This window comes from Bradyrhizobium commune (assembly GCF_015624505.1).
Lineage (GTDB): Bacteria > Pseudomonadota > Alphaproteobacteria > Rhizobiales > Xanthobacteraceae > Bradyrhizobium > Bradyrhizobium commune.
This window is the reverse complement of record NZ_CP061379.1, coordinates 981331-994662: the sequence shown is the minus strand read 5'-3', so window position 1 is coordinate 994662 and position 13332 is coordinate 981331. Positions and strand designations below refer to the sequence as shown.

At 65.8% G+C, this 13332-nt stretch carries 15 protein-coding genes; 9 read left to right on the top strand and 6 right to left on the bottom strand.

The window, feature by feature from the left end; translation table 11 throughout:
• Position 1 precedes the first annotated feature (1 nt).
• The 9 genes from IC761_RS04760 (at position 2) to IC761_RS04720 (ending at position 8377) form a co-directional block, all read left to right on the top strand.
• Complete coding sequence (locus tag IC761_RS04760) at positions 2–427, top strand: PaaI family thioesterase (protein ID WP_195802136.1); 426 nt, start codon at positions 2–4, stop codon at positions 425–427.
• 162 nt (positions 428–589) lie between these two features.
• On the top strand, positions 590–1600 hold the full coding sequence (locus tag IC761_RS04755; protein ID WP_195802135.1) for an aldo/keto reductase: 1011 nt from the start codon (positions 590–592) through the stop codon (positions 1598–1600).
• A 15-nt stretch (positions 1601–1615) separates the two neighbouring features.
• A complete protein-coding gene (locus IC761_RS04750) occupies positions 1616–2929 on the top strand; it encodes a tetratricopeptide repeat protein (protein ID WP_195802134.1) in 1314 nt (437 codons plus the stop codon).
• Positions 2930–2964: 35 nt separating this feature from the next.
• Positions 2965–3783, top strand: a complete 819-nt coding sequence (locus IC761_RS04745; protein WP_195802133.1) for a CoA transferase subunit A — start codon at positions 2965–2967, stop codon at positions 3781–3783.
• The gene (locus tag IC761_RS04740) at positions 3783–4526 is read left to right on the top strand and encodes a CoA-transferase (RefSeq protein WP_195802132.1); all 744 of its coding nucleotides are present in this window, start codon (positions 3783–3785) and stop codon (positions 4524–4526) included. The genes IC761_RS04745 and IC761_RS04740 overlap by 1 nt, the downstream gene beginning before the upstream one ends.
• Before the next feature lie 211 nt (positions 4527–4737).
• Positions 4738–5316: a hypothetical protein gene (locus IC761_RS04735; RefSeq protein WP_195802131.1), complete on the top strand. Its 579-nt coding sequence runs from the start codon at positions 4738–4740 to the stop codon at positions 5314–5316.
• A 139-nt stretch (positions 5317–5455) separates the two neighbouring features.
• Complete coding sequence (locus IC761_RS04730; protein ID WP_195802130.1) at positions 5456–7312, top strand: sensor histidine kinase; 1857 nt, start codon at positions 5456–5458, stop codon at positions 7310–7312.
• 94 nt (positions 7313–7406) lie between these two features.
• Positions 7407–7982, top strand: a complete 576-nt coding sequence (locus tag IC761_RS04725) for a cysteine hydrolase family protein (RefSeq protein ID WP_195802129.1) — start codon at positions 7407–7409, stop codon at positions 7980–7982.
• A gap of 107 nt (positions 7983–8089) precedes the next feature.
• A complete protein-coding gene (locus tag IC761_RS04720; RefSeq protein ID WP_195802128.1) occupies positions 8090–8377 on the top strand; it encodes a hypothetical protein in 288 nt (95 codons plus the stop codon).
• Between the two features lie 49 nt (positions 8378–8426).
• On the opposite strand, the gene IC761_RS04715 is transcribed toward IC761_RS04720, so the two are convergent.
• From IC761_RS04715 to IC761_RS04685, 6 genes are all read right to left on the bottom strand, one after another.
• Positions 8427–9695, bottom strand: a complete 1269-nt coding sequence (locus IC761_RS04715; protein WP_195802127.1) for a flavin monoamine oxidase family protein — start codon at positions 9693–9695, stop codon at positions 8427–8429.
• Between the two features lie 10 nt (positions 9696–9705).
• Positions 9706–10410, bottom strand: a complete 705-nt coding sequence (locus IC761_RS04710) for a RibD family protein (RefSeq protein ID WP_195802126.1) — start codon at positions 10408–10410, stop codon at positions 9706–9708.
• A 22-nt stretch (positions 10411–10432) separates the two neighbouring features.
• Positions 10433–11110 carry an FABP family protein gene (locus tag IC761_RS04705; RefSeq protein WP_195802125.1) on the bottom strand — a complete coding sequence of 226 codons (678 nt, stop codon included), beginning with the start codon at positions 11108–11110 and terminating at the stop codon, positions 10433–10435.
• Between the two features lie 118 nt (positions 11111–11228).
• Positions 11229–11564, bottom strand: a complete 336-nt coding sequence (locus IC761_RS04700; RefSeq protein ID WP_195802124.1) for a hypothetical protein — start codon at positions 11562–11564, stop codon at positions 11229–11231.
• Positions 11565–11742: 178 nt separating this feature from the next.
• Positions 11743–12159: a hypothetical protein gene (locus tag IC761_RS04690; RefSeq protein ID WP_246791437.1), complete on the bottom strand. Its 417-nt coding sequence runs from the start codon at positions 12157–12159 to the stop codon at positions 11743–11745.
• A gap of 171 nt (positions 12160–12330) precedes the next feature.
• The gene (locus IC761_RS04685) at positions 12331–13200 is read right to left on the bottom strand and encodes a VOC family protein (RefSeq protein WP_195802123.1); all 870 of its coding nucleotides are present in this window, start codon (positions 13198–13200) and stop codon (positions 12331–12333) included.
• Between the last annotated feature and the right edge of the window lie 132 nt (positions 13201–13332).

Genomic DNA, 13332 nt, shown 5'->3' with positions numbered 1-13332 from the left:
GATGATCGATAAAACCGCCGCTAGGCTCAAATCGGACGGCTGGACCATCGTCGACACCAGCGGCTTCATCCATCTGATCGGTCCGCTCTGGGAGCGCAAGGTCGACGGCCATTACGAATTCGCGCTCGCGACCGAGGACAAGCACCACAACCGCCGCGGCATGGTCCAGGGTGGCGTGATGATGACCTTCGCCGACCGCACCTGCGGCATGACCGCCCGCTACGAGACCGGCAAGCAATATATGGCGACCGTGCAGCTCGACACGCATTTCGTCGAGGCCGGCCAAATCGGCGACCTCCTGATCTCGCGCCCCCGCGTGGTGCGCACCACGCGCAGCCTGATCTTCATGAGCACGGAGGTGAGCGTGGATGACCGCTGCGTGGTGATGGCCAACGGCGTGTTCAAGATCTTGAAGGGGGCGGAGTAGGCGGCCAGTCGGACTGCCACCGCTGTCTCCTCGTCGTTGCGAGCGCAGCGAAGCAATCCAGCAATCTTTCCGCGGACGCATCTCTGGATTGCTTCGCTGCGCTCGCAATGACGCGAGTAGCTGGCTATGCTGTTATCCAACGAACCCGCAGAGGACCCGCCCATGCAATACCGCCAGCTCGGCCGCTCCGGCCTCAAGGTCTCGCCGATTTGCCTCGGCACCATGATGTTCGGCGGGCCGACCGACGAGGCCACCTCACGGCGGATCATTGCGAAGGCGCATAACGCCGGCATCAATTTCATCGACAGCGCGGACGCCTATTCGAAGGGCGGCTCCGAAGAGGTCGTCGGCCGCGCGATCGGCAACAACCGTCACGCCTGGATCCTCGCGACCAAGCTCGCCAACCCCATGGGCGACGACCCCAACCGCGTCGGGCTGTCGCGGCGCTGGGTGCTGCAGGCCGCCGACGAAAGCCTGAAGCGGCTCGGCACCGACCACATCGACATCTACTATCTGCACAAGGAGGACCACGCGACGCCGCTTGAGGAGACGGTGCGCGCGATGGGCGATCTGATCCGAGCCGGCAAGATCCGCTATTTCGGCGTCTCGAATTATCGCGCCTGGCGCGTCGCGGAGATCTGCAACATCTGCGACCGCCTCGGCATCGACCGGCCGGTGGCGAGCCAGCCTTATTACAACGCGATGAACCGCATGCCCGAGGTCGAGCATTTTCCGGCGTGCAGCTATTACGGCCTCGGCATCGTGCCCTATAGCCCGCTGGCGCGCGGCGTGCTCACCGGCAAGTACAAGCCTGATGCCGCGCCTGACAAGGAAACGCGCGCGGGCCGCAACGACACCCGCATGATGCAGACCGAGTGGCGGCCGGAATCGCTCCAGCTTGCGCAGGAGATCAAGAGCCACGCGGAGAAGAAGGGCATCACCGCCGGTCAGCTCGCGGTCGCCTGGGTGCTCAATTCCGCCTTCGTCTCATCGATCGTCGCAGGTCCTCGCACCGAAGAGCAGTGGGACGGCTACATCAGCGCGCTCGACTACCGCTTCACTGCGGAGGACGAGGCGTTGATCGACCGGCTGGTCGTGCCGGGCCATCCGTCGACGCCGGGCTACAACGACCCGGCCTATCCGATCGAGGGGCGGCGCGCGCGGACGGCGTGAGAGCGGGAGGCGACAATGGCGTTGGAAGACCGCTACGGCCTGCCGCTCTCCATCACCTCGCACGAGGCGGCATCCGCCTATCGCGAGGGCGTCGACCTCATGCTCGCCGGCTGGACCGGCACGGCGGAGGCGCTGGAGCGCGCCATCGCGGCCGATCCGGATTTCGCGCTGGCCCATATCGCCCGCGCCCGCGTGCATGCCTTCTATCAGCAGGGCGATCTCGCGCGGCAGAAAGCGGCGGCCGCGCGCGAGCTCGTCGCCAAACGCGGCACGGAGCGCGAGCGCTCGCATGTCGAGACGCTGGCGCTTGCGATCGAGGGCCGGCTGCCCGAGGCGATCGCGGCAATGCGCAAGCATGTCGACACATGGCCGCGCGATGCCATGGTGCTGTCGCTGCCGCTCGGCGCATTCGGCCTGTTCGCCTTCTCCGGCATGGCCGATCACGACCGCGCGCGGCACGAGCTGTGCGTGAGCGTCGCGCATCATTACGGCGAGGACTGGTGGTTCCTCGCCATGTCCGGCTGGGCGATGACCGAGAACGGCGACGTCGCCCGCGGCCGCAAGGTCACTGAGCGCGGCTTCTCCTTGCGCCGGCAGAACGCACATGCTGCACACGCGGTGCTGCATGCGATGTTCGAGGACGGCTCGATCGACGAGGCTGACCGGCTGGTCGAGGAGTGGCTTCCGACCTACCGCCGCGCCGGAATTTTGCACGGCCATATCCTCTGGCACCAGGCGCTCGGCGCGCTCGAGCATGGCGACGCGGCACGCGCGCTCGCAATCTATGCCGACGTGCTTCAGCCCTCGGCGACCCAGGCACCGCCGCTGAACGTCATCACCGACAGCGCCTCGCTGCTGTGGCGGCTGTCGGCTTACGGCCACGCCGTGCCGAAGGCGCTGTGGCTTGAGGCCGACGCCGCCGCGCAAAAACTGTTCCCGAAATCGGGCCTGCCCTTCGCCGACGTCCACATGGCGCTGTTCGACGCCGCGACGCAAAATCGCGACGCACTCGCCGCACGCCTCGCCGTGATCGAGCAGCGGCTCGCCGAGGGCAAGCTGCCGGCCGGCCCCGTTGTGCCGGCGATTTGCCGGGCGCTAGCGGCCTTTGCGGATGAGGATTATGCCGCATGCGCGCAAACGCTCGCGCCCGTCCTCACTGAGGTCGTGCGCATCGGCGGCAGCCACGCCCAGCGCGAGCTGATCGAGGACACCTTTATTGTCGCGCTGATGCGCAACGGCGAGCTGCCGCGCGCCCGCAGCCTGCTCGACGCCCGACTGCATCGCCGCCCCTCCTTGCGCGATACACGCTGGCAGGCGGCGATGGCTTGAGGCAGGATAGGACAAAACAAGGCCGGAGGACGCCCATGACCGAGATCGTTGCGCTGGAGGCGCTGGCAACCCGCGTCACATCGGGGCAGTCGCTAGCCATCCCGGTCGACGGCTCGGGCGTAGCGATGGCGGCGACCGCCGCGCTGTTGGAGGCCGGCATCCGCGATCTCAAGCTGATCTGCGTGCCGATCTCGGGGCTTCAGGCGGATCTGCTGATCGGTGCCGGCGCCATCGCCTCGCTCGAGACCAGCGCGGTGTCGCTGGGGGAGGCCGGCGCCGCGCCGCGCTTCACCGCGGGCGTCAAGACCGGCGCCTTCGCCTTGCGCGACTCCACCTGCCCGGCGATCTTCGCAGGTCTGCTCGCAGCGCAAAAAGGCGTGCCGTTCATGCCGATCGCTGGCATCATCGGCAGCGATCTCCTCAACGTGCGGCCCGACTGGCAGGTGATCGACAGCCCCGTCGGCGAGGCGCGCAAGGTGGTCGTGGTGCCCGCGATCTCCCCCGATGTTGCGCTGTTTCATGCGCCGGAAGCCGACCGCGCCGGCAATGTCCGGATCGGCCGCCACCGCGAGCTCGCCGATCTCGCTTATGCCTCGAAGCGCACGCTGGTCACTGTCGAGCGCATCGTCGACCGCAATCTGCTGGAGAGCGAAGATTCCGCTGCCGGCGTGCTGCCCTCGCTCTATGTCGACACCATCGCGGTCGCCGCGCGCGGCGCCTGGCCGCTGGCGCTGTGGGATGAATATCCGGCCGACGAGGCCGAGATCGCGCGCTACGCCGGGATGGCACGCAGCGACGAGGGTTTTCGTGCCTATCTCTCGACCTTTCTGTCGCATCGCAAGCAGGTAGCCTGATGTCGGCCGAACGCGACCGGCGCGAGATCCTGATCGCCACCATCGCCGATTTGCTCGACGGCATCCGCCACGTCGCGGTCGGCGCGTCGTCGCCGATTCCGGCCGCCGGCGCCATGCTGCTGCGCGCACGCCAGCAGCGCGACGGCAAGCCGCCGGTGCGCATCTCCATCCTGGGATCGCAGGCGCATAATTTCTTTACCAATGGCGGCATCGAGCTGTTCGACTGCGCCGCGCAGGGCCGCGTCGACGCCTTCTTCCTCGGCGGCGGCCAGATCGACGGCGAAGGCAACATCAATTTGGTCGGCACCGGCGATTATCCAACCAGCGGCGTGCGCTGGCCCGGCTCGTTCGGTTCGGCCTATCTCTATCACCTCGTGCCGCGCGTGATCCTGTTTCGCGAGGAGCACTCACCGCGCGTGTTCGTGCCGAAGGTCGATTTCGTCAGCGCCCGCGCCATCACGCCCGAGGTCCCGCGCCGCGGCGGCCCGCACGCGCTTCTGACCAACATGGCGCTGTTCGATTTCGACCGCGAGGCGGGCGGCTTCGCACTGCGCTCGGTGCACCCGCCCTTCACGCCGGCCGACATCCGGGAGAATACCGGCTTCGCCTATGCAGAGCCGGAGGTGGTGCGGGAGACGCCGCAGCCCGACACTGCGACGCTTTCGCTGCTGCGCGGAAAAATTCTCGATGAGCTCGCCGAGACTTATCCGGCCTTCGCCCGGACCATGAAACAGGCCGCGTGATTGCTTTTGTCGCTCGTCTCTGCCACGAAAAAAACATCGGCCTGGCGGCAAGTGCCTGCCGGGACGGGCGGGCGATGGAAGCGAATCGCCGATGGGTGGCGCGGTGGTATTCCAGGCGGATTTGGCTGAGCAAACGGGATCGCAACCAATTTGCGGTTCGATGGTTAGTAAGCGGAACTTGTCCGCCCTCCCCTGGCATACGAGCCTGACCATGCGCCTCCGCCGACCGGTCCTGGCTGCAATCCTCGTCTCCCTTGCAAGCCCTTGTTTTGCCGAGTCTTCCACCCCGATCCCGGTGAACAATCCGCCCGCGCAACAAAATTCCGTCATCGACCTGCTGGCGCTGATCTCCGGCCACTGCAAGACGCTGAAGGTCGCCGGGCGCCCGTTCCCCTGCAAAACCGTGGCCTACGCCCATGACGACAAGGGTCGGGTCAACTTCGCGGTCGCCGTCGACGATCCCAGCGACGAGAACCACGTGGTGTCGTTCTCCGGCGAGAACGGCAAGCGGGCCGACGACAATTCCTACGAGCTGCCGATCGACCGCATGCTGCTCAATTCCAAGGACCGGCCGAAGGTCGACGGCCTGCCGGTACCGTCGGAGCAGACCTCCACCGGTGTCTGCCGCCAGACCGGTAATTTCGCCGCCAAGAAGGTGAACGACGTCACCTGCTCTGCGACCGACAATCAGGGCCGCAAGTACGAGCTGTTGTTCGTCTCCGACGGCAAGCCGGTGAGCGTGCGCCGCATCCGGCAGTCCGCGCCGTCGATCCAGGATCCGTTCAGGTAGCGGTCCTTCGTCCCGTCCCGCTGATCGGCGCGGACGCACATCCTTCCGTTGAAACTCCGGGTCAGGCTTGTATGCTCCCGCGTGCGTCCTCATTGGGGAGCGCCGGTTGCGGCCACAGGCAGGGGCGCGGAGTCCAGGAATGCGTATCATCACTGGGCTCGCGCGCATCCTGATCGTCTGCCTGTTTGCGAGCCTGGCGCGCGACTGCGTTGCTGCCGATGGGGCGCGGCAGCGCTCGATCCTGGTGCTGGAAGACGCCGATTTTCGTTCGCCGTTTTATTCGGAAATCTTCGACGGCATCCGCGCGGCGGCGAAGGAGAACCGGACGATCCACACGGTGATCTACGGCGAGAGTCTCGATCTCGCCCGCTTCCCGGGACCGGACTACGAAGAGAGCCTGGTCGGTCACCTCAAGACCAAATATGCGCTGCGGCCGATCGAAATCATCGTTTCGATCGGGGTCGCATCGGCGAAATTCCTTCAGAAGCGCAAGCAGGAGATCTGGCCCGCCGCGCCCGTCGTGTACGGCTTCGTGCCCGATCTGCCCGAGACGCGCGCGCTGTTTCTGCCCGACTCGACCGCCATCTTCGCAAGGGTGATGCCGACGCAGCTGCTGACTGCCGCGCGCGCAATCGTCCCTGACCTGACCCGTGTCGTCCTGGTCGGCGAAGCCTGGAAGAACCCGCTGACATACGGACATTGGAAGCAGGATTTCGCGGCCGCGATGCCCGGTCTCGAGGTCACCGATCTGTCCGGCGAGGTGCTGCGCGACGTCCGCAAGCAAATCGCTGCGTTACCCGATCGCTCGGCGATCCTGACCTCGGCGATGTATTCGGATGGCGAAGGCACCTATTATTCACCGGTCGCCGCGCTCGCACGCATTGCCGAGAGTGCGAACCGCCCGGTCATCATCACGTCCGATACATTTCTCGGGCGGGCCGGCGTGGGCGGCTTCCTGCTGCTGCCCGAGATCATCGGACGGGAAACCGGCAAGGTGGCGATGCGAATTCTGGGCGGCGAAGCGGCATCGAGCATCCCATCCTTCAACGGCGACAACGTGAAGCCGATCTTCGACTGGCGGCAACTGCAACGCTGGAATGTGGCTGAGGCCAATCTGCCACCGGGCAGCGAGCTGCGGTTTCGCGAACCGAGCTTCTGGGAGCAGTATTACTGGCACACCGCCATCGTCGCGAGCGTGATGCTGGTGCAGGCGCTGATGATCACGATCCTGCTGCGCGAGCGACGCTTGCGATTCCTGGCCGAGGTCGAGGCACGCCAGCGCATGTCGGAGCTCGCCCACATGAATCGGCGCGCGACCGCGGGAGAGATGTCCGCCTCGATCGCGCACGAATTGAGCCAGCCGCTCGCCGCCATCCTGATCAATGCCGAGACGGCCGAGCAGATGCTGCGGCATCCGGCTCCTGACCTCAGCGAAGTCAGGGACATACTGGGCAACATCCTCCGCGACGATCAACGCGCAAGCGATGTCATCGGCCGGCTGCGCTCGTTCCTGAAGCGGGTCCCGACCGAACGGCACGAGCTCGACCTCAACGCGACAGTCGGCGAAGTGTTTCGGTTCCTCTCCGTGCAGGCCTTGACCTACGACGTCGGACTCGCGACGGAGCCATCGTCCGCGAATATCCGTGTCAAAGCCGACAAGGTGCAGCTCCAGCAGGCCATTCTGAACCTGGTTGTGAACGCCATGGACGCCGTCGCCGATCTCCCGGACGAGCGACGCCGCGTCGTCGGTCGAACCAGTGTCGCCGATGGCAATCTGGCCCTCGTCTCCATCGCCGATGCAGGCGACGGTATCCTCGAGGACAAGGTGACCGAGATCTTCAAGCCGTTTTTCACGACCAAGACGCAAGGCATGGGCATCGGCCTCTCGATCGCGCGCACCATCGTCGAGGCGCATGGCGGGCACATCTGGGCCGAGAACGCGCCGACCGGCGGCGCCGTGTTTCACATCAGCCTGCCGCTGGCGGCGACGCGGTAGTGTGCAGGCCTTGTCCCGAAACGAGGGAAAATCGCCGTTGCCTGCAACCGCACACGCCCCGCATACTCGTCACGACAGTCGCCGGAATTCCGCCATGGCACACGCCCTCCCCGCCCTCATCGTCGTCGACGTCCAGCGCGCGTTCGACCAATGGGAAGCGGCCGGCAAGCGGCGCAACAATCCGGATGCAGTGGCGCGCATCGTTGACCTGCTCGCAGCGTTCAGGGCGAGCGGCGCGCCGATCTTCCACATCCGCCATGAGGGCACTAAGCCGAGCTCGACGTTCCGTCCGGAAAGCTCCGGCTACGCCGTCAAGGACGAAGCCCGCGAAGAGGACGGCGAGCCGGTGATCGTCAAGCGCGTCAACAGCGCCTTCATCGGCACCAATCTCGAAAGCCGGCTGCGCGCGGGCGGAATCGCCACGCTGGTCATTTGCGGCGCCACCACCAATCATTGCGTCGAGACGACGACGCGGATGGCCGGCAATCTCGGCTTCGACGCCGCGCTGGTGCGCGACGCGACCTGGACATTCGATCGCATCGGGCCCGACGGCGACACACATTCGGCCGAAGACATCCACGCGATGACGTTGTCGAATCTCAACGGCGAATTCGCCCGCATTGTGACCGCGCATGACGTGATCACCTCGCTCGCAACGCTGCGACAATAAATCTCAGCGCGCTCCATCAATCAGGTCTGCGTCGTTTCGACGCCCGCTCTCGCCGGAACGCGAGGCGCCCCCATCTGTTGTCACGACATCTCAACTGGAGCGATGACATGAAGTATCTCTTTGTCGCGATGGCTGTCGGTGCTGCCGCGCTCGCCGGCGGATCCACGGCCAACGCGGCTGGCAGCGCAAAGGCGACGGCGAACGCCGGCCCAACCGACATCAGCGCGCAGTATCGCCACCATCACGGCCATCGCCACCGCGGATACCGCCCTCACCATTGGCGCCCGCATCACGGCCATTACCGTCCGTACTACCGGAGCTATGGCTACGACCCGCGGCATCACCGCTATTATGGCGGCGGACCCTACGGCTATTACGGCGGCCGTCGCTGGTAAGCGGACCATTCGCCGCTGAACCAAGGGCCCGCGCACACGCGGGCCTTTTTCATCCGCGGAAGACTAGGCCTGCCGTCTCGAGGCCACTCGCGAGCGCGGCCTCGACCGTGCCCATGTCGCGGCCGCGATAGAGCGCTTCGCCGGAGAACAGCACCGGGCCGTCGGCGCGCGCCAGGATCGCCTGCGCCGCCCGCGTCCGCGGCGTCGCCCAGGAATAGGCGCCGCGCGCGAAGGGATCGTGGGCCCAGTTGGTCGCCTCTGCCGCCATGACATCACATGCGAGATCATGAGGTGAGAGGCCGAACACCGTCGCGAGCGAAGCGATCCCGGCGTCGATCAGCGCTGCGCGATCGAGGCCGACGAGCTCAGCCGTCCGCGGCCCGCCGAACCAGCCGGTCAATACGGGATGATCGGACGGGCGCTGCGTCCACCACACCGGGATCGTCTCATCCGACAGCAGGAAGGTGAGGTCCGAAAGATCTTCCCTGGTCTGCCGCCAAAATGGCCGCGTGAAACGCAGCAGGATCTTGATGACATTGCCAAAGCCGATGTCATCGGCGGCCGCGGCCTTGTCGCGCGCCGTCGCGGGCAGCGCGATCTTCCGCAATAACGGCAGCGGCACGGTGAGGATCACCTTGTCGCATGCGAGCGCATCGCCGCCGGCGCAGCGGACGGCGATAGCGCCGTTCTCCTCGATCGCCGTCACCACGGCACCGAAACGAATGGCGACGCCATGCCTGCGGCACTCGGCCGCCAGAAATTCGATCAGCGCGCCGTAGCCGCCGACGATGCGCGCCTGGGTATGGTGTCCGCCGTCCATCCATTCCTCGCGTAGCGCCAGGACGGAGGCGCGCTCGGGCTCGGCGGCGTCGTAGCCCTCGACCATCCGTTCGATCGATTGCCGCATCCGCGCGTAGACGTCACCTGCGAAATGGCGGCGCAGGAATTCGGCGACGGTGAGGTCGTCCTTCAGCTCGCCGAGCACGGCCTGAAGTTCCGCTTCGTGCGGATCATGACGGCTTTCGCGCGAGAGCTGCGCGCCGTCAAAACTCCATTGGCTGCCTTCGATTTCTTGCAACGACAGTCCGGCCTCGCGCAGCAGGCCGCGCGTGACCGGCGCCTCGCCATGGACGAACTCGGCACCACCCTCGGCCGGATAGCCGAACTCGGCGGCCGGCAGCGGATGGATGCGCCCGCCGCAGCGTTCGCGCGCCTCCAGGATCGTCACCCGCTTGCCTGCACGCGCGAGCGCGCGGGCCGCCATCAGTCCGGCGGCCCCTGCGCCGACGATGGCGATGTGCTCTGACGTGTCGGACATGCCGCTGCTTTTACCTGTCCGCGACGTCGTTCTGGATCAGGTAGCGCAACAGCAGCACGCCGCCGTCGAGCGGCCGCGTGCTCTCCAGCGTCATCGCGCTGAGCGGCGCGCGTTTGTCGCTGTCGGCGTCCGTCGAATCGAACACGAAAGGTGCGCCACGCGCGCCGTCGATCGCGGGGCTGAGAATCAGATTGAATTCGTCGATCAGACCGGCACGCAGGAACGCGCCATTGGCGATGCCGCCGCCCTCGACCAGCAAACGCTTCACCCCGAGCTCGCGATTGAGGGTATCGAGTGCCTGCGCGAGGTCGATCTCCGCTTCGCCTGCAAAGATGTAGGAGACGCCCTCGCCACGAAGCCCAGCAAGATGCGAATCCGGCACGCTTGTCGTCAGCACCACGACGATGGGATCACCGCCGATGTCGGATCGGCCCCAGCCGATCTTGCCGTGCGCATCGAGCACGACGCCATAGGTTTTCGCGTCGCGCCGCGCGAACCAGCTTTCGCGCGGGAACGTCTCGCGCGTCGTTGCGGGATAGGGCTCGCCCTTGGCGAACTCCGAGCCGGTGACGCGGCCGATCACCCAGGCATCGCCGCCGAGTTCGTCGTGGATCTTCTCGAACCAGTCGGTGCCGGCGCCCTTCGGCCGCCAGCGGCTCGGATGGGTGCGGCCGTCAAGGCTCGAATGCATCAGGCAGATGACGTAAGGCTTCATGAAAAGTCTCCGCGCATCCGCGTCACGCCGCCGGGCCTTTGCCCTTGTCACGGTCGCCCTTGGCGCGATCGTTCACGATCACCGCGAGCGGATTGAGCTTTGGCGGCGCGACGAGCTTCAGCGTGTTGCTGTCGTGATGGTTGAACGGCGCGCCGCGCACGAACAGCTCGGTCTGGATCGAATAGCTCCAGCTGCCGTCGTCGTTGAACGTGATGTCGCAGCGATAGGAATCGGTGCGGAAAGCTTGTTCCAGAAAATCGGTCGAGCAGATCCCGTAGGTCGTCTCGCCGCGCTTCGCCGTGACGGAGATCTTTCTGTCGTCCGGCTTGGCCTTGCCGGAAGCGAGCAGCACCTGGCCGCGCGGGATCGCCAGCGTCTGCATGATCAGCCCGGTCGCGGGCTCCCAGAGCCAGTAGCCGACCTGATCGTGGAAGGTGATGTCCTCCTCGGGCGTGTTGATGTGGATGTGATAGCGCAGCCCGTAGAACAGCTGCGGCCCGTTGGCCTGCGCATCGATCGGGTCCATCCGGATATGCTCGATGAACACCCGCCGCTCCGGCCCATTGCCCTTTGGATTGATGTCGATGCCCTTGTCGGCCTGCCAGGTGCCGGCGAGTCGGCGCAGCGGGCCGAGATTGGCAAGGCTGTCCGGGGAGACGTCGTCCGGCTCGGTGAAGATGTCGGCGGGAATGGGGAGCATGGCGGCCTCGCAAGATTGCGGGGCAGTCATAGCATGAGGTGAGGCGGATGGCTTGTGCACCCGCCTCACAATCGCGAATCGACCGCCGGCGCGACGTGCGGAGCGGACGTGATGTCCGCTAGGCTCCGCCGACCCTGTGCGCCGGAGCGAACAGCGCGACGACGGCAACGAGCAGAAACAGCACGGAATAGTACTGCATCGGCAGCCAGAACAGGGTGTGGCGGCGTCTCAGCATGACCCGGCCACCGGTCTTGGGGTCGATCAGCTCGCGCCCGGGCCGGCTGTTGAGACGGAAACCGACCCACCAGTTCACCGCAGCCGCCGCGAGCAGGCCGATGGCAACGCCGACCTGATCCGACAATGCCGGAATGAGGCCATGCAATGCGGAGCCGAGCATGGCTCCGCCGAGCGCGAAAAGGACGGTCAGTATTCCCAATCCCGACCAGAGGATCATTGTTGCCTCCGTCTGCTGCACGCCCCGAGCACCGTCCATACATCACGACAGTGACAGAACGGTGCCATCGGCGCCGCGCGCGTCGATGCGGGCGCAGGTTCCGGTGACGGTGACAGAGTTCCGATGTGGCTACGCGCTCCACGCCATCAAGCCAGCCCTGATCATCAAGCCAGTTCGGTCAACGCCAGCCCGCCGCCAGCGCCACGCTGCTGCAATAGGCCGAGGTCTCGCCGGAGCGCCAGCCGGTGACGCGTCCGGCCTCCTTGCACTCGTCGTAGCTCTTGTAATTGCCGACGTTTCGGCACGTCGCCGAGTAGACGCCGCCCGTCGCGTTGCAGCCGACCCAGGGCTGATTGGGCGTCTTGAAGCTCGATTGGCAACCGCCGACGCAGCTGCCGGTTTCGCGCGCGAGCTTGGCAAGCTTCGCGGCATCCGACATCGGCGCCGTCGAAACCGCGCGCGACGCCGGGAGAGACCTGGTGCTGTGGACGACGGCGTGATGCGCCGGCCGGTGAGGCCTTGCGACTTGCTTCGGCGCGTCGATCGTGATGCCGGGAAGCTGACCGGCTCCGTCGGAAGGCGTCGGTTGAGACATTGCCGTGCTGCTCAAAGAGCAATCGACGAGATCGCGACAGTCAGACTCGCAACGAAGCGTGAAGACTTCATGGCCATGCCCTTCCAAATGCGCGGACGGTCAATTCCGTTCCTGAGTGGAAGGATATCACGCCGCGACATGGGTTGCATCACACCATCTTGCAACCCCGGCCTAGCGCCTGGTCTTGTCACGCACGATCCGGCCCTGTGACGCGATATCGCCCCATCTCGCGGACCAGCTGACTTCCGAGGCGGAGGATCGCTCGATGCCCTTCCGGTCCCACGCCCCCTGGAGCGTAAACAGGGCGCCCTGGGGATCGACGCATCGCACGATCCAGCAATCATCGGGCAATTCGATCGGCCCCTGGAGAACCCGTCCTCCGCCGGCATCGACGCGTCTCGCCGCCGCGCCGACGTCTTCGACATTGAAGTAATGCAGCCAGCATGTCTGCGATACGCTCGGAAGCTTGGTGAGCATGCCGCCGATCGTCTGCCCCGCCACTGAAAACATGTCGTACACGTCTGCCGGATCGGATCCAGCGTCGGCCTGTTGCCAGCCGAGAAGCTCGCGGTAAAACGGAAAGATCCTCCGCCGATCTTCGGCCAGCAACTCGTGCCAGCCCACGCGCCCGGGCTGGTCCGATCCGCCCGGTTGCGATTGGCCATGTGTCAGGCCCGTGACCAATCCAAACGTCGCGCCTTGCGGATCGGCGACCACTGCAATGCGGCCGATGTTGCTGTCGGTCGGCGAGACCAGGATGGTGCCGCCGAGCCGACGGATTTGCGCAATCATGACATCCATGTCATCGACGGCGACGTAGCCGAGCCATCTCGGCGTTGCGCCCATGCGAACCCCTTCTTCAGGGAGATTCATGAGACCGACGACCGGAGCGCCGCCTGTCGTCAGCAGCGTGTAGGCCAGCTCCGGGCTCGACGCGTCTTTTGCAGTCCAGCCGACGACCTCGGCGTAAAAAGCAGCGGCCGACGGCACGTCCGTCGTCAGAAGCTCGTACCAAACGAAGTGTCCGGATTGATCGGCCAAGCTAGCTTCCCCGTTCGCGCGGGCAGACGATTGCGCACTGCATCATGCGCCGCATGGACAAGAATTTACCGCCAAGTGTTCATGAAGATGAATAGAATCCGAACGGGCGCCATACCATTTCGTGTTCACGTG